Genomic DNA, 16,672 nt, shown 5'->3' with positions numbered 1-16,672 from the left:
TTAAGTTTATTTTTAGATTCCTTATTATAGAATCAAAGAGTGTAACGCGACAAAATTATACTATAGTGAGGGCTAAAAATGGGAGAGAAAAAGAAACTTTTAATGGTTGCTACTCTCGTTGCAGGCCTTATCGTTGGTATTGGTTGTTTTACATTTTTTGATGCTAAGGGGTTGTCTTATCTAAGCAATGATTCTGTGGCTTGTAATAATTGTCATATTATGAATGAGGTTTATGATGATTATAATAAAAGCTCACATAAGAGTGTTGCACAGTGTTCTGATTGCCATCTGCCTCATTCTTTCGTAAGAAAATGGATTGCAAAAGCTCAAAGTGGTCTTGGCCACTCATTTGCTTTCACTTTTGATAAGAATATTCCTACACATCTTGAAGCCAATGAAAATACAAAAAAATGGGTTCAGGAAAATTGTGTGTCTTGTCATCAAGATTATGTAAAAAATGTAGTCAATCCAACTTTAAAGGTTTTGCATCAAGATAATGCATTGAGGTGTGTGTCTTGTCATCAAGATGTAGGACACAAAAGAGGATTTTAACTTAATAAAACAAAAAAGGAGAATGGATGAAAAATAAGTTTTTAGTTTTTATTGTTGTGTTTGGCGTGATATTGGGGGTTGGGATAGCTTGGCTTAATGCTGATATCGCGACAAAGAAAGGGGAGGCAGTTGGCTTAGCCAAGGCACCTTCTATGGGGTTAAATGATGATGAAGTTGATTTTGCGGTTTGGGGACAAAAATTTCCTGATTATTTAGATATGTATTTGCAAATGAAAGATTCTACGCATACAGCTACAGATTTTGCAGGAAGTTATCCTTATAGTAAATTAAATCGATACCCACAACTTACAATGTTTTGGGATGGATATGCATTTAAATATGATTACAATCAAAATAGGAGTCATTATTACTCACAAATTGATCAAATGGAAACTTTAAGAAACAATAAAGATTTTTTAAATTCACATGGACTGGCAAAATTTGGAGGTCAACCAGGTGCGTGTATGAACTGCCATTCTGGAAATGTACCAAACTTAGTAAGACAGCTTGGTTGGGTTGAGTTTAACACGATGAAGTATTGGACAATTATTAAGTTGATGGAAGGTGAAGATTCTGTTCATGGTAAGAAGATGGGAAGCACCTGTGCTGATTGTCATCATCCAAGTGATATGAGTCTGCGAATTACAAGACCAGCTGCAATCAATGCTCTTGTTTCTAGAGGATATGAAAGGGATGAAAAACAAGGAGTAAAAGCTACAAGACAAGAAATGAGAACACTTGTATGTGCTCAGTGCCATGTTGAATATTATAATCATCCAACAGGCAATAAAGTGATGGTAAAGACAGAGACAAATTATCAAGAAGTAGGTGAGCTAAAAGATGGAAATAAGATTGTAGAAAAAGCAGCAGATGGTATTGAGCTTACATTCCCTTGGAAGATGTGGAAAAAAGGCCAACCCTTTAGAATTGAAATGTTTGATGATTATTATGAGAGTATTAGGGATGTTTTTCCTCAAGATTTTATTCACGCAACTACAAAAACACCTGTGATTAAGATTCAACACCCAGAAACAGAGTTATTCTCTGGAAGCGTCCATGCTGCTAATGGAGTAAGTTGTGCAGATTGCCATATGCCATATGTAAGAAAGGGTGCTAAAAAGGTCACAAACCATTTTATAGCCTCTCCTTTACTTGATGTTAATAGTTCTTGTAAATCTTGCCATAGTCAGAGTGAAGAGTATCTAAGGGGTCAGGTTCGCGATATACAAAGAGCTACAGCATCAAATATTAGAATGGCTGAATATGCAGTTGCAAGCTTGATTAAAGATATCACTACTCTTAGGGTTGAACTTGCTAAATTGCCAGAGTTTTCTAAAGTTAAGGATAAGGCAAAACAAGAGGAAATGATTACAGCAGTTGTAAAACCTGCATTAGAATTACATAGAAAGAGTCAAATTAGGGCTGATTTTATGAATGCAGAAAACTCTTCAGGTTTCCACAATCCAAGAGAGGCAAATAGAATTGCTGAACAAGGTGTGAAATTTGCAAAAGATGGACAAAATGTCGTCTTAGAAATTGCCGCTAAATATGGCATTAAGATGAAAGCAAGTGATTTGGGATTTGAGGATTTAAGAAAAATTGCTCCTCAACCAGTTGAAATTAATGGTAAGCGTTATTATGAAGAGCCATTGCAAGATAATACACCAAAGAATCTACTAGAGCTTGATAAAAATCTTGTCCCCTATAACTATCAAGTGGTAGATAAAAAATAATCTTCCTTCTCCCTTTTTTAAGGGAGACTTTTTGTATAATTCTTTATTTTTCAAATTACTGCTGGAGTTTTTATGTTAATAAGAAGAATTTCAAAAGTAGCTCTTTTGGCTGGAGCTGGATTGATTGTTTTATTGGGTATATCACTGCTTTATGTTGGTTCAAAAATTAAAAAAGAATTTGAACAAAAGATACATGAAAACCTAGCAACCCTAGCTACAGAAGGTTATGAACTAGTATATGAACCTTTTAAGTGTAGAGGATTTTTGAGTTATGAGTGTAGTAGTAAATCTTTTAAGATTTTAAAAGCTTCAGATGCCTCCCTTTTACTTTCTATGAAAAATTTAAGAATTGGATTAAAAGATATTGAAACATATTCGATGCAAGAGTATGTGAAAGCAGATATTGATAAAATCAATTATGATATGCCAGATGACTTTAAACCCATTGCAATTAAATTGTTTATTACAGATCAAGTCCGTGATAAGCGGGAGGGAGTCGTCAGAAATGATGGTTGGTTTGAGATAGAAACAAAAAGTGCACTTTTTACCTTAAAGTTAGATATGTATAGGAAAGATCCTGCATTTACCAATAAGAATATGATAAAGATAGCCCTACAGATGCCAATCAACTCTTTCTTAGACAATACTTTATTAAATATTCAAAATTTGAGCTTTAAAGTTAAATCAAATCATATTTATCAATCATTGCTAAAAGCAAATAATATGCAAGAAGAAGAATATCAAAAACATATAGACCTTGAATCTGCATCTATACAAATGCTTGTTGGCTTATATGCTGAAGTACTAAATTTACCTGATAGACAAGAAATTTTTAAAGCACTTGAGGCGTATAAAGAATTGTTAAAAGGACAAAAAGATAGTGTAGAAGTTGGATTAAAAATAAGAGAGCAGGGGGAGTATTATTTTAATTCAAGTTATTTAAAAAATATTGAAGGGTTAAAGATGATTCTCTCCCAGATTTTTGCAAGTTATAATATCTATGTAATTGCACAATAAATAGAGTTAGAAATATGAGTGATTTATATAATCATAAAAAAGGCAAAAAAGGTCTAAAAAGGTTAATTAATGCTTGCAAATATTCTATAGATGGGATTTGTAGTGCTTGGAAGGATGAAGAAGCTTTTAGACAGGTTTTTGTTTTAGGCATTATTTTTGGTATCATTGGTGCTTTTTTAGGTCAAACTTGGGTGGAAAAGATTTTTTTGTTATTGCCAAGTGTATTATGTATTGTTGGTGAGCTTATTAATACCGCTATTGAGAATGCTGTGGATTTTACAGGGACACAGATTCACCCATTGGCAAAAAAGGCAAAAGATCTAGGGAGTTCTATTCAATTTATTTTATTGATATTTTTTGTAATTGTATGGGGCAGTTATATTTTTAGATTTTTTCTAAGCTAGAATTAAATTTTTGGAGAGTAATAGAGAGATGGACAATTTGTTAGATAATACTAGTGTGGTTGATGTAAATATTGATGATTCTATTAAGGAGAGTTATCTTGATTATTCAATGAGTGTTATCATTGGTCGTGCATTGCCTGATGCAAAAGATGGTCTAAAGCCTGTGCATCGTAGAATTTTGTATGCAATGAATGAATTAGGAGTAACCTCTAGAGTTGCTTATAAGAAGAGTGCAAGAATTGTGGGGGATGTGATAGGTAAGTATCATCCACATGGTGATACAGCAGTTTATGATGCACTTGTTAGAATGGCTCAAGATTTTTCTATGCGTCTAGAACTAGTAGATGGACAAGGAAATTTTGGTTCAATTGATGGGGATAATGCTGCTGCAATGCGTTATACAGAAGCAAGAATGACTCGAGCAAGTGAGGAAATTCTTAGAGATCTAGACAAAGATACTGTTGATTTTGTTCCAAATTATGATGATACTCTAAAAGAACCAGATGTTCTACCAAGCAGAATCCCAAATCTTTTAGTTAATGGCTCAAATGGTATTGCCGTTGGTATGGCAACCTCAATTCCTCCTCATCGGATTGATGAAATTATTGATGCTACAATCTATGTAATTGATAATAAAGAAGCAAGTGTTGATGAGTTGCTTCAATTTATTGAAGGACCAGATTTTCCAACAGGTGGAATTATTTTTGGAAAACAAGGTATTAGGGATGCTTATAGTACAGGTAGAGGTAGAATTAAAGTTCGTGCAAAGGTGCATATAGAAAAAACAAAAACGCGTGATGTGATTGTGATAGATGAGGTTCCTTATCAAGTAAATAAGGCGAGATTGGTTGAGCAAATCTCAGAACTTGCAAAAGAAAAAGTGATTGAGGGGATTTCAGAGGTTAGGGATGAATCTGATAGAGAGGGAATTAGAGTTGTTATTGAACTAAAGCGCGAGGCAATGAGTGAAATTGTGTTAAATCACTTATATAAATCTACTGCAATGGAAACAACTTTTGGAATCATTTTGCTTGCAATTAACAACAAAGAACCCAAAATTTTTACCCTACTAGAATTATTAAATATTTTTATCTCCCATAGAAAAACAGTAGTGATTCGTCGCACTATTTTTGAGCTTGAAAAGGCCAAAGAAAGGGCACATATATTAGAGGGATTAAAGATAGCATTAGATCATATTGATGAAGTCATTGCTTTAATTCGTGCAAGCAAGGATACAGAAGAAGCAAAAAATGGACTAATGGAAAGATTCTCTTTGAGCGAGTTGCAGAGCAAAGCGATTTTAGAAATGCGCTTGCAACGTCTTACAGGATTAGAGAGAGATAAAATAGAGCAGGAGTATCTAGAGCTCTTAGCTCAAATTGAAGCATTAAATAAGATTTTGCGTAGTGAGGATAGATTAAAAGAAATTATTAAGGAAGAATTATTAGAAATTAAAGAGAAATTTTCTACCCAAAGGCTAACAGAGATTGAAGAAGATTATGAGAGTATAGAAGCAGAGGATCTTATTCCAAATGAACAAGTTGTGGTTACAATGAGTCATCGTGGTTATGTAAAGCGTGTTCCATTAAAGATCTATGAAAAGCAAAATCGTGGAGGAAAGGGAAAAATAAGTGGCAATACACATGATGATGATTTTATCCAATCATTCTTTGTAGCAGATACTCATGATACGATTATGTTTGTTACTAATAAAGGACAGCTTTATTGGCTAAAAGTTTATAAGATTCCAGAGGCTGGAAGAACAGCTATTGGAAAAGCTGTTGTGAATCTCATTCAACTATCTAGTGATGAAAAGATTATGGCGACAATTACAACTAGGGACTTTAATGAGGATAAATCCTTAGTATTCTTTACAAAAAATGGTATTGTAAAGCGCACAAATCTAAGAGAATATAGCAATATTAGAAGTGTTGGAGTTAGGGCTATTAATCTTGATGAAGATGATGAATTGGTAACAGCAAGCATTATTACATCAGAGGTTAGAGAATTATTTATTGCAACATATCAAGGAATGTGTATTCGCTTTGATGTGAATGATGTTAGAGAGATTGGAAGGGTTGCAAGAGGAGTAACAGGGATTAGATTTAAAGAAAATAATGATTATGTAATTGGTGCAACTACCATAAAATCAGAAAGTGATAAATTATTAACAGTGAGTGAGCAGGGTATAGGCAAGCAAACAACAGTTGGTGCATATCGATTACAAAGTCGTGCAGGTAAGGGTGTAATTGCAATGAAGCTTACTGCTAAAACAGGAAAACTTGTAAGTGTTATTAATGTGAAAGATGAAGATATGGATTTAATGGTGCTAACAACAAGCGGTAAAATGATACGAGTTGATACAGAAGCAATCCGTGAGGCAGGTCGCAATACAAGTGGAGTAAAAATTGTAAATGTTGCAGGAGAAAAGGTAGCATATGCAAGTACTTGCCCAAAAGATCAAGAAGAGAATGGTGAGGAAGAGGATTTGATGTAATTTGAAAAAGATTTTTTTCCTTTTTCTTACAATTTATTTCTTTACTAGTGACACAGGGGCGCAGAATCTAGATACGATTCAAAGTAGCGACTCTTTGTTATTTAATATTAATCAAGGCAAAGAAGAGTTATTGGCTACTGAGCCTTTTGATCCACCGAGGTTTTTATTTGAAGCTCCCTTACAAAAAAAATATCTTTTGGAGCCTCCAAAAGAACCTTTGATTCCTCAAATTAATCCAACCTCTCTTAAAGTTCCTGATTTGGTTTTAAAGCCCGAACCTATTTTTGAAAAAGATTTTATTATTTCCTATAAATTTCTCTTAAATAATCAGATCCCACAGGGTGAAAAATATAATATTTCAGAACCCCTAAGAACCATGAAAAAAAATATGGTTTTAGATTATCAATGTAGTGTAGATATTTTCTTGAGCGATGATATTGAGGTGCCTGATGTTTTAGATATACTTTTAAAAGAGTTGTTATGGAGCCATAAAGATGAAGTGCTAGATTGCCTCTATAAAAGTGGGGTAAAAATAAGAGATGATGGTTTTTCAAATCAAAATATGGCACAGAGTAAGACACTACTAGTTTTACCACCTAAATGGGTTAGGGTCTCTCTACAGAATGGTTTTTTAATTATTAAGGTTTTTAAGGAGAAAAAATGAAGGTAGCGATTGTAGAAGATGATATTAATATGCGTAAAAGTCTTGAGCTATTTTTTGCCGATGTAAAGGAATTTTCTATTGTTACTTTTAAAAATCCAAAGGATGCGCTTAAAGTCCTTGATGATACTTTTGATTTAGTGATTACAGATATTAATATGCCTCAAATGGATGGCTTGGAGTTTTTACGCCACTTGGATGGAAAATATGAGGCTATTGTTATTACTGGCAATGCAACATTAAATAAAGCAGTAGAATCGATACGCTTGGGGGTAAAAGACTTTTTTCAAAAACCATTTGAGCCTGAGCTTTTATTGGAGGCTATTTTAAGGACACAAAAACTCCTAGAGTTTAAAAAAGCACAGCCTACAAAAGAGGCAAATACTAGCCCTAAAAAAAATGTAAAAACTAAAGAAAAAAAAGAATTTTTTGTTGCAAATTCACAAGCCTTAGATACCGCAAAAAAAATTGCCTTTAAAGCAGCACAGACAGATGCTAGTGTTTTATTGCTAGGACAAAGTGGTGTGGGGAAGGAGGTCTTTGCAAATTTTATTCATAAAAATTCCCCAAGATCTCATGCACCATTTATTGCAATCAATATGGCAGCAATTCCAGAGCATTTATTAGAATCTGAATTATTTGGCTATGAAAAGGGTGCTTTTACTGATGCTACAAGTCCAAAAGCTGGATTATTTGAAATGGCAAATGGTGGGAGTATTTTTTTAGATGAAATCGGAGAAATGCCATTAGGATTGCAAGCAAAATTATTACGAGCCATACAGGAAAAAGAAATTGTAAGGTTGGGAAGTTCTAAAAGCATTAAAATTGATGTGAGATTTATTTCTGCCACCAATGTAAATATAGATCAGAAAATACAAGACAAGGAGTTTAGAGAAGATTTATTTTTTAGACTCCAAACCATTCCAATACAAATTCCACCACTTAGAGAGAGAAAGGAAGAAATTTTGCCTCTAGCAGAGTGGAAACTTCAGGAGGTTATAGCACAATATGGTTTTGATAAAAAAGTTTTTTCTAGTGAGGCAAAAAAGGCGATGGAAGCGTATGAATGGTATGGAAATATCAGAGAATTGCTTTCGGTAGTTGAAAGAGCTGTAATCTTAAGTGAGGGTGAGGAAATAAAGGCCCAAGATTTATTTTTGGAACCAAAGCAGGCAAAAAGGAAAGAAAACAAAATTGCAAATCTTGAGAGCGAATTAATTGCTGAAGTACTAAGAGATTGCAATGGAGATGTAGAAAAGAGCGCACAGATGCTTGGAATGCAAATTGATGTGTTAAAACATAAGATTATAAAGTATCAACTTGCATAATTTTGTTTAAGAAACTCTAGCTCTTGGAGTGTATAACCTGCCTTTATTCTTGCTTCTGTATTTAAGACTTTACTTGTTGAAAGGAGATGTTTATAATGAGTAAGAAGCTTAAAGAAGTCTTCATCCTTGTGCTTGCTATAATTCCACCATATATTTCCCTTGCCTACATGAGTAATTTCATCATTTAAGATAATATTTAAGGCTTCAATAATCTTATTTTTTGCAGAATGTGTAGATTGATGGATTTTTTGTAAAACAAAGGGATTGGCATCAAGACCATTTGCCTCTAGCGCGCGATGAACAAGTCCCATTCTGTGTGAAAGAGAATGGTTAGTGGCTTGCATTGCATCAAATAAATTTTGATGCACGGGAAAATCACCGTATTGAAATCCAAGTTCATTTAGTACAGATTCCATTAATAAGAAATGCTCAATCTCCTCATTAGCAACCTCTAACCAATCCTTATAATATTGTAATGGTAGATTTGCAAAACGATAGCTTGCATCAAGTGCTAAATCTATCGCACTGTATTCAATATGGGCAATTGAATGAATTATTTTTGCAAGAGCAATTTCACTATTTAATAGCTTTGGTCTTCTGATTCTTGTGGGATGAACAATTTTACAGAAATCATAATAGCTTGGTTGATTTTGGACTTTTGCTACAAAATTTTCTTCAAAAATAACTTTTCTGGATAAAAAATTATCATAAAAATTTTTAAATCTAGAGACTTTTGTTTTTGGATTATTTGCAAAGAGAATTTGCTCAAGTGTGTAAAAATAGTTCATTTTTTTAACCTCGAGCGATAAATAACAAGTATAAGAAATAAAATTCCAAAGACAATAATCTCAGCAATAAGGCTTTTGAAGTCCTGCATCATTAGAGTTTTTCAAAAATTTCAATTTTTTCTATCACATCGTTTTGCTTGATAGAATCTAAAACATTCATACTTTCTTGATCTTGGGAATCAATTTGACCAAAGACTGTATGTTCTCCGTCTAAATGTGGAAAACTGGAAAAACAAATAAAGAATTGACTACCGCCTGTATCTCTACCAGCATGTGCCATGGATAATGCACCTTTAATATGTTTGTGTGGATTTCCTGCGACCTCACATTTTATGCGATAACCAGGCCCACCAGTGCCAATACCATTTGGGCATCCACCCTGTGCAACAAAATCCGGAATCACACGATGAAATTTTAGATTGTTATAAAATCCTTGATTTGCTAAAGTAGCAAAGTTAGTAACAGTTTGAGGAGCTTCATTTGGGAATAGTTTTAGTGTAATTACACCTCTATTTGTATGAATTTTTGAATATTGTAACTTTTCTAGTTCTTTATTATCTATATCATAAATTTTTAGTTCAGACATATTTGTTCCTTTGTTTGGTAGGTTAATATGATAGAATTCTACCTAATATTTGGATGTTTAGTCTAATTTTGTATTTTAAGCGAGAGAGATTTTGAAATTTTTGTTCTACATTATTTTTAGCAGTGTTGTTTTATTAGCTTCAGAAGATGTGGAACATTCTCAAGAGGGCTTTGTTAAGAAGAATTTTTTAGAAGATTCTCATAAACGCACCTCTTGGATACATTCAGTTGGTATGCTTGTATCTTATTTTGATGATGGTAGTATTACACAGGGTTATGCTGTCTTATTAAGAAATGGTTATTTTCTTACAGCTTCACAAGTTGTCAATAATCAAGAAAAATATCCCAAGAGTGTTTATGTAAAGATGCAGGATGATAGTGCTAAGCCATTAATTTGTATTGCTAAGTTACAGGTTCGAGCTATTGATAAACAAAAAGGTTTAGCTTTATTAAAAACAGTAGGGTATACAGATGATTACTGTGAGGAGAGACCACAAAGTTTTTATCACAAGAGAATTTATGATCTTTATGCAATTAACCCTTTTTTATATCGCGTAGGCACTTATGTCGTAGAGAAGATTCAGTATTTTAATACAGTTGATTTTTTCTATCCAACAATAAAAAAACAATATAGTTTTAGTGTAGGAAAAATCTCAAAGGCAAAGAAAGTTACTTATTTTGATGAAAATTTTAAGCAAGATATTTTTTATGCCTATACTATAGAACAGAAATTAGATCTTCAAAAAGAGCTTGGAAAGCCATTTTTTGATTCTAAGAATCATTTTGTAGGCCTTTATACTCTTACAGGGTATAGTAAAGATCCAGTTGTAGTAAGTGATAATTTTATTAAAAGCTTTTTGTGCAGTCTTCAGGCTGACTTTGAACTATCCACTTGGGATAAGAAAGATTGTAAAATATTTCAGGATAATCTTATTGATAACATTAAGAGTATCGTGAAAAAACCCTTGTTAAATAAAAAATAACCCCCCCCCCTTTTTTTTTATCACCCATAACTTACCAACCCAACTCATTATCTAAATTTCTCCAATTCTTATATATTCTTATATATTCTTATATATTCTTATATATTCTTATATATTCTTATATATTCTTATATATTCTTATATATTCTTATATATTCTTATATATTCTTATATATTCTTATATATTCTTATATATTCTTATATATTCTTATATATTCTTATATATTCTTATATATTCTTATATATTCTTATATATTCTTATATATTCTTATATATTCTTATATATTCTTATAAAACACCACCTAGCTCTCTTCTATTTTGACATTTCTAATTATTTTTTTAATTTTCTTGCAATTTTTTAGATTATTAAGCTTACTTTAAGTATAAAGTTTGTATCATTCTACTTCCTAAATTGAGGCAGGCGTTAGAAACTTGCTTTGAAACATTTTAGGTTGTTCTTTTACTCAAAGTAAAGCTATTTATTTAGTATTGAATTAGTTAGCATTTTATTTTGGTAATGATCTTTGAAATCTAAGCAAGAGTTTTAAGTCTTTTTAGGTTTTTACTTTAAAAATATTAACCTATATTATATATAAAAAGATAAGACTTAAACTCTTAGTGTTAATTTATACAACTCTGTTTATACTTAATTTTAAGTTTAAACTTGTGATAAAGAGAGCTAAGAGTTCAGGAATTAAGCTTTCATAAATTTTTTATGGAGAGTTTGATCCTGGCTCAGAGTGAACGCTGGCGGCGTGCCTAATACATGCAAGTCGAACGATGAAGCTTTTAGCTTGCTAAAAGTGGATTAGTGGCGCACGGGTGAGTAATGCATAGGTTATGTGCCCCATAGTCTGGGATAGCCACTGGAAACGGTGATTAATACTAGATACTCCCTACGGGGGAAAGTTTTTCGCTATGGGATCAGCCTATGTCCTATCAGCTTGTTGGTGAGGTAATGGCTCACCAAGGCTATGACGGGTATCCGGCCTGAGAGGGTGATCGGACACACTGGAACTGAGACACGGTCCAGACTCCTACGGGAGGCAGCAGTAGGGAATATTGCTCAATGGGCGAAAGCCTGAAGCAGCAACGCCGCGTGGAGGATGAAGGTTTTAGGATTGTAAACTCCTTTTGTTAGAGAAGATTATGACGGTATCTAACGAATAAGCACCGGCTAACTCCGTGCCAGCAGCCGCGGTAATACGGAGGGTGCAAGCGTTACTCGGAATCACTGGGCGTAAAGAGCGCGTAGGCGGGATAGTAAGTCAGATGTGAAATCCTGTAGCTTAACTACAGAACTGCATTTGAAACTGCTATTCTAGAGTATGGGAGAGGTAGGTGGAATTCTTGGTGTAGGGGTAAAATCCGTAGAGATCAAGAGGAATACTCATTGCGAAGGCGACCTGCTGGAACATTACTGACGCTGATGCGCGAAAGCGTGGGGAGCAAACAGGATTAGATACCCTGGTAGTCCACGCCCTAAACGATGAATGCTAGTTGTTGGGGTGCTTGTCACTCCAGTAATGCAGCTAACGCATTAAGCATTCCGCCTGGGGAGTACGGTCGCAAGATTAAAACTCAAAGGAATAGACGGGGACCCGCACAAGCGGTGGAGCATGTGGTTTAATTCGAAGATACGCGAAGAACCTTACCTAGGCTTGACATTGATAGAATCCTATAGAGATATGGGAGTGTCTAGTTTACTAGACCTTGAAAACAGGTGCTGCACGGCTGTCGTCAGCTCGTGTCGTGAGATGTTGGGTTAAGTCCCGCAACGAGCGCAACCCTCGTCCTTAGTTGCTAGCAGTTCGGCTGAGCACTCTAGGGAGACTGCCTTCGTAAGGAGGAGGAAGGTGAGGACGACGTCAAGTCATCATGGCCCTTACGCCTAGGGCTACACACGTGCTACAATGGGGTGTACAAAGAGACGCAATACCGCGAGGTGGAGCAAATCTCAAAAACATCTCTCAGTTCGGATTGTAGTCTGCAACTCGACTACATGAAGCTGGAATCGCTAGTAATCGTGAATCAGCCATGTCACGGTGAATACGTTCCCGGGTCTTGTACTCACCGCCCGTCACACCATGGGAGTTGTATTCGCCTTAAGCCGGGATGCTAAACTGGCTACCGTCCACGGCGGATGCAGCGACTGGGGTGAAGTCGTAACAAGGTAACCGTAGGTGAACCTGCGGTTGGATCACCTCCTTTCTAGAGAAACATCAAGATATTTGTTTATCTTGATAGAGTAGTAAAAATTAAAGACTTTAACTCTTGCTTAGTTTTCAGAGATTAGCATCAAGATGTAAAATGTTAGTCATTGTAGGGGCTTATAGCTCAGGTGGTTAGAGCGCACCCCTGATAAGGGTGAGGTCAGAGGTTCAAGTCCTCTTAAGCCCACCATTAGGGGAATTAGCTCAGCTGGGAGAGCGCCTGCTTTGCACGCAGGAGGTCAGCGGTTCGATCCCGCTATTCTCCACCATAGTTTTGGCTTAATATAAGATCTAAAACTTTAGATTTTATATTAGGCTAAGCCTAAGTGTTTTTTAATTTATTATTGTTAAGCCTATGAATATAGTAATAAGACTACAATTATTCTGCTTTAGTGAATATACATTCAATAAGGCAGTGATAACTTTAGAATACTTAAACTATTTTATCTATACTTTAAAAGTAAGAAATAAGATACTTTTGTAAGATCTTATGTCAAAATAAGCTTTTAAGGGCAGATTGGTGGATGCCTTGGAAGAGAGAGGCGATGAAGGACGTACTAGACTGCGATAAGCTACGGGGAGCTGTCAAGAAGCTTTGATCCGTAGATTTCCGAATGGGGCAACCCAACTAGCACTAGCTAGTTACCTTAAATGGAGCGAACCCAGCGAAGTGAAACATCTCAGTAGCTGGAGGAAAAGAAATCAATAGAGATTCTCTTAGTAGCGGCGAGCGAAAGGGGAAAAGGGCAAACCGAGTGCTTGCACTCGGGGTTGTGGACTGCAACATCCACTGAAATAATCTAGCAGAAATATCTGGAAAGATATATCATAGAGGGTGATAGTCCCGTATGCGAAAGATTATTTCTAGGTAGCAGGATCCAGAGTAGGTCAGGACACGTGAAATCCAGACTGAAGCAGGGGAGACCACTCTCCAACCCTAAATACTACTCTCTTACCGATAGCGAACAAGTACCGTGAGGGAAAGGTGAAAAGAACTGCAGTGAGCAGAGTGAAACAGAACCTGAAACCATCTGCCTACAATCATTCAGAGCCCTATGATTTATCAGGGTGATGGACTGCCTTTTGCATAATGATCCTGCGAGTTGTGGTATCTGGCAAGGTTAAGCAAACGCGAAGCCGTAGCGAAAGCGAGTCTGAAAGGGCGCTTAGTCAGATGCTGCAGACCCGAAGCTGAGTGATCTATCCATGGCCAAGTTGAAGTAAGTGTAATAGCTTATGGAGGACTGAACTCGTACCCATTGAAACGGGTTGGGATGAGCTGTGGATAGGGGTGAAAGGCCAAACAAACTCAGTGATAGCTGGTTCTCTTCGAAATATATTTAGGTATAGCCTCAAGTAATAGTAATAGGGGGTAGAGCTCTGATTGGGCTAGGGCTGCTCACCGCGGTACCAAACCCTGTCAAACTTCAAATACCTATTACCGTATCTTGGGAGTCAGGCGGTGGGTGATAAAATCAATCGTCAAAAGGGGAACAACCCAGACTACCAACTAAGGTCCCAAAGTTCTATTCTAAGTGGAAAAAGATGTACAGTTACTTAGACAACCAGGAGGTTGGCTTAGAAGCAGCCATCCTTTAAAGAAAGCGTAACAGCTCACTGGTCTAGTGATTGCGCGCTGAAAATATAACGGGGCTAAGATAGACACCGAAGTTGTAGATTGTGCTTGCACAGTGGTAGAAGAGCGTTCGTATCAGCGTTGAAGGTATACCGGTAAGGAGTGCTGGAGCGATGCGAAGTGAGCATGCAGGAATGAGTAGCGATAAAATATGTGAGAATCATATTCGCCGTAAATCTAAGGTTTCCTACGCTATGCTCGTCATCGTAGGGTTAGTCGGGTCCTAAGACAAGTCCGAAAGGGGTAGTCGATGGAAAATAGGTTAATATTCCTATACCAACCATTGTGTGCGATGGGGGGACGCATAGGGTTAAACGAGCCAACTGATGGAAGTGTTGGTCTAAGTGCGTAGATTGGAGGAGTGGCAAATCCGCCTCTGTATTTGAAACATGAAAGGCTCTTTGAAGTCTTCGGATGGAAGAGAGAATCGTTGATACCGTCGTGCCAAGAAAAGCCTCTAAGTTTAGCAATGGTTGCCCGTACCGTAAACCGACACAGGTAGATGAGATGAGTATTCTAAGGCGCGTGAAAGAACTCTGGTTAAGGAACTCTGCAAACTAGCACCGTAAGTTCGCGATAAGGTGTGCCTAAGCAATTAGGTCTCAGCAAAGAGTCCCTCCCGACTGTTTACCAAAAACACAGCACTTTGCAAACTCGTAAGAGGAAGTATAAGGTGTGACGCCTGCCCGGTGCTCGAAGGTTAAGAGGATTAGTCAGCAGCAATGTGAAGCTTTGAATTGAAGCCCGAGTAAACGGCGGCCGTAACTATAACGGTCCTAAGGTAGCGAAATTCCTTGTCGGTTAAATACCGACCTGCATGAATGGCGTAACGAGATGGGAGCTGTCTCAACCAGGGATTCAGTGAAATTGTAGTGGAGGTGAAAATTCCTCCTACCCGCGGCAAGACGGAAAGACCCCGTGGACCTTTACTACAGCTTGGCACTGCCGATGGGAGCATTATGCGCAGGATAGGTGGGAGGCTTTGAAGTCTTCACTCTGGTGGAGATGGAGCCATCCTTGAGATACCACCCTTAATGTTTCTGTCTGCTAACTGGCTAGAGTTATCCTCTAGCAGGACAATGCCTGGTGGGTAGTTTGACTGGGGCGGTCGCCTCCTAAAAAGTAACGGAGGCTTGCAAAGGTTGGCTCATTGCGGTTGGAAATCGCAAGCTGAGTGTAATGGCATAAGCCAGCCTGACTGTAAGACAAACAAGTCGAGCAGAGACGAAAGTCGGTCATAGTGATCCGGTGGTTCTGTGTGGAAGGGCCATCGCTCAAAGGATAAAAGGTACCCCGGGGATAACAGGCTGATCTCCCCCAAGAGCTCACATCGACGGGGAGGTTTGGCACCTCGATGTCGGCTCATCGCATCCTGGGGCTGGAGCAGGTCCCAAGGGTATGGCTGTTCGCCATTTAAAGCGGTACGCGAGCTGGGTTCAGAACGTCGTGAGACAGTTCGGTCCCTATCTGCCGTGGGCGTAGGATTGTTGAGGAGAGCTGTCCCTAGTACGAGAGGACCGGGATGGACATGCCACTAGTGTACCAGTTGTTCTGCCAAGAGCACCGCTGGGTAGCTACGCATGGATGTGATAACCGCTGAAAGCATCTAAGCGGGAAGCCAACTCCAAGATTAACAATCCCTGAAGGTCGCAAGAAGACTACTTGCTTGATAGGTTGGATGTGTAAGTGCAGTAATGCATTTAGCTGACCAATACTAATAGACCGTTTGGCTTATTTTAAATAGTTAAGTATTTGTTATCACTGCCTTATTGAGTGTATAAGAAGTTTTATTACTAAAGGCTTAATGAGAGATTTTCCTAGCATTAGGAAGATGGAATTAAGAGTAAAGATTTTACTTTTAATTCCCTTTTCCTTGTGTCTATAGAGAGGAGGAAACACCCAGCTCCATTCCGAACCTGGCAGTTAAGCTCCTCTTCGCTGATAATACTGCACCTTTCAGGTGTGGGAATGTAGGTCGATGCAGGGTTGGGGAAAACTTCTTTAAGACTTCAAATTCAATCTTTTTTAATCACTAATTATTTTATTTTTATGATTTGCTTTAAGTTTATTTTTTTAGATCATTTTATTGATTTTTTTAATCCAATTAGTGCAGATTAATCTAAAAACTAACTAGTTTTTAATAATAAGATGGTTTTTACTTAGTTGAATTAGGAAGGAATTTCTTGATTTAAATGGATTAGCTTCTATATTAAAAGAAAGTTTATAATCTTGTATTTGTTGATGATTTTAAATGTTTATATTATTTAATTCATTG

At 36.7% G+C, this 16,672-nt stretch carries 10 protein-coding genes, 2 tRNA genes and 3 rRNA genes; 13 read left to right on the top strand and 2 right to left on the bottom strand.

Annotated features, from left to right (window positions below; translation table 11 throughout):
* The first annotated feature begins 78 nt into the window (after nucleotides 1-78).
* The 7 genes from nrfH to C6H31_RS05415 all read left to right on the top strand — a co-directional run bounded on the left by nrfH (nucleotide 79) and on the right by C6H31_RS05415 (nucleotide 8,192).
* Nucleotides 79-552: a cytochrome c nitrite reductase small subunit gene (gene nrfH, locus C6H31_RS05445; protein ID WP_104697805.1), complete on the top strand. Its 474-nt coding sequence runs from the start codon at nucleotides 79-81 to the stop codon at nucleotides 550-552.
* Nucleotides 553-578: 26 nt separating this feature from the next.
* The gene (locus tag C6H31_RS05440; RefSeq protein ID WP_104697804.1) at nucleotides 579-2,285 is read left to right on the top strand and encodes an ammonia-forming cytochrome c nitrite reductase subunit c552; all 1,707 of its coding nucleotides are present in this window, start codon (nucleotides 579-581) and stop codon (nucleotides 2,283-2,285) included.
* A gap of 72 nt (nucleotides 2,286-2,357) precedes the next feature.
* Nucleotides 2,358-3,302 carry a hypothetical protein gene (locus C6H31_RS05435; RefSeq protein WP_104697803.1) on the top strand — a complete coding sequence of 315 codons (945 nt, stop codon included), beginning with the start codon at nucleotides 2,358-2,360 and terminating at the stop codon, nucleotides 3,300-3,302.
* 14 nt (nucleotides 3,303-3,316) lie between these two features.
* Entirely contained in the window at nucleotides 3,317-3,706 is a 390-nt protein-coding gene (locus C6H31_RS05430; protein ID WP_104697802.1) for a diacylglycerol kinase, read from the top strand.
* A 28-nt stretch (nucleotides 3,707-3,734) separates the two neighbouring features.
* Nucleotides 3,735-6,203 (top strand): DNA topoisomerase (ATP-hydrolyzing) subunit A, encoded by a 2,469-nt coding sequence (gene gyrA / locus C6H31_RS05425; protein ID WP_104697801.1) that lies wholly within the window; start codon nucleotides 3,735-3,737, stop codon nucleotides 6,201-6,203.
* A 1-nt stretch (nucleotide 6,204) separates the two neighbouring features.
* On the top strand, nucleotides 6,205-6,867 hold the full coding sequence (locus C6H31_RS05420) for a hypothetical protein (RefSeq protein ID WP_104697800.1): 663 nt from the start codon (nucleotides 6,205-6,207) through the stop codon (nucleotides 6,865-6,867).
* The gene (locus C6H31_RS05415) at nucleotides 6,864-8,192 is read left to right on the top strand and encodes a sigma-54-dependent transcriptional regulator (RefSeq protein WP_104697799.1); all 1,329 of its coding nucleotides are present in this window, start codon (nucleotides 6,864-6,866) and stop codon (nucleotides 8,190-8,192) included. Before C6H31_RS05420 ends, C6H31_RS05415 begins: the two co-directional genes overlap by 4 nt.
* On the opposite strand, the gene C6H31_RS05410 is transcribed toward C6H31_RS05415, so the two are convergent.
* Together C6H31_RS05410 and C6H31_RS05405 are read right to left on the bottom strand one after the other, a co-directional pair.
* Nucleotides 8,180-8,980, bottom strand: a complete 801-nt coding sequence (locus C6H31_RS05410; protein WP_104697798.1) for a ferritin-like domain-containing protein — start codon at nucleotides 8,978-8,980, stop codon at nucleotides 8,180-8,182. The two genes, C6H31_RS05415 and C6H31_RS05410, sit on opposite strands and share 13 nt — an antisense overlap.
* A gap of 91 nt (nucleotides 8,981-9,071) precedes the next feature.
* Nucleotides 9,072-9,566 carry a peptidylprolyl isomerase gene (locus C6H31_RS05405; protein ID WP_104697797.1) on the bottom strand — a complete coding sequence of 165 codons (495 nt, stop codon included), beginning with the start codon at nucleotides 9,564-9,566 and terminating at the stop codon, nucleotides 9,072-9,074.
* A 91-nt stretch (nucleotides 9,567-9,657) separates the two neighbouring features.
* On the opposite strand from C6H31_RS05405, the gene C6H31_RS05400 reads away from it, so the two are divergent.
* The 6 genes from C6H31_RS05400 (at nucleotide 9,658) to rrf (ending at nucleotide 16,384) form a co-directional block, all read left to right on the top strand.
* Nucleotides 9,658-10,548 carry a hypothetical protein gene (locus C6H31_RS05400; RefSeq protein WP_104697796.1) on the top strand — a complete coding sequence of 297 codons (891 nt, stop codon included), beginning with the start codon at nucleotides 9,658-9,660 and terminating at the stop codon, nucleotides 10,546-10,548.
* A gap of 712 nt (nucleotides 10,549-11,260) precedes the next feature.
* Nucleotides 11,261-12,759, top strand: a 16S ribosomal RNA gene (locus tag C6H31_RS05395).
* Between the two features lie 115 nt (nucleotides 12,760-12,874).
* Nucleotides 12,875-12,951 (top strand) — tRNA-Ile (locus tag C6H31_RS05390).
* Nucleotides 12,952-12,954: 3 nt separating this feature from the next.
* Nucleotides 12,955-13,030 (top strand) — tRNA-Ala (locus C6H31_RS05385).
* Nucleotides 13,031-13,257: 227 nt separating this feature from the next.
* A 23S ribosomal RNA gene (locus C6H31_RS05380) occupies nucleotides 13,258-16,136 on the top strand.
* Between the two features lie 132 nt (nucleotides 16,137-16,268).
* A 5S ribosomal RNA gene (gene rrf, locus C6H31_RS05375) occupies nucleotides 16,269-16,384 on the top strand.
* Together the 16S, 23S and 5S rRNA genes with 2 tRNA genes alongside form the textbook arrangement of a ribosomal RNA operon.
* Nucleotides 16,385-16,672: the final 288 nt, after the last annotated feature.

Origin of the sequence: Helicobacter sp. 'house sparrow 1' (assembly GCF_900199585.1) — a bacterium.
Lineage (GTDB): Bacteria > Campylobacterota > Campylobacteria > Campylobacterales > Helicobacteraceae > Helicobacter_H.
This window is presented reverse-complemented; position numbering and strand designations above follow the sequence as displayed.

Bases quoted from the DNA above. Each gene is read 5' to 3' on its own strand.
- C6H31_RS05435 (WP_104697803.1), top strand. From the start codon at position 2,358: ATGTTAATAAGAAGAATTTCAAAAGTAGCTCTTTTGGCTGGAGCTGGA.
- C6H31_RS05415 (WP_104697799.1), top strand. From the start codon at position 6,864: ATGAAGGTAGCGATTGTAGAAGATGATATTAATATGCGTAAAAGTCTT.
- gyrA (WP_104697801.1), top strand. From the start codon at position 3,735: ATGGACAATTTGTTAGATAATACTAGTGTGGTTGATGTAAATATTGAT.
- C6H31_RS05440 (WP_104697804.1), top strand. From the start codon at position 579: ATGAAAAATAAGTTTTTAGTTTTTATTGTTGTGTTTGGCGTGATATTG.
- C6H31_RS05405 (WP_104697797.1), bottom strand. From the start codon at position 9,566: ATGTCTGAACTAAAAATTTATGATATAGATAATAAAGAACTAGAAAAG.
- C6H31_RS05410 (WP_104697798.1), bottom strand. From the start codon at position 8,980: ATGAACTATTTTTACACACTTGAGCAAATTCTCTTTGCAAATAATCCA.
- C6H31_RS05430 (WP_104697802.1), top strand. From the start codon at position 3,317: ATGAGTGATTTATATAATCATAAAAAAGGCAAAAAAGGTCTAAAAAGG.
- nrfH (WP_104697805.1), top strand. From the start codon at position 79: ATGGGAGAGAAAAAGAAACTTTTAATGGTTGCTACTCTCGTTGCAGGC.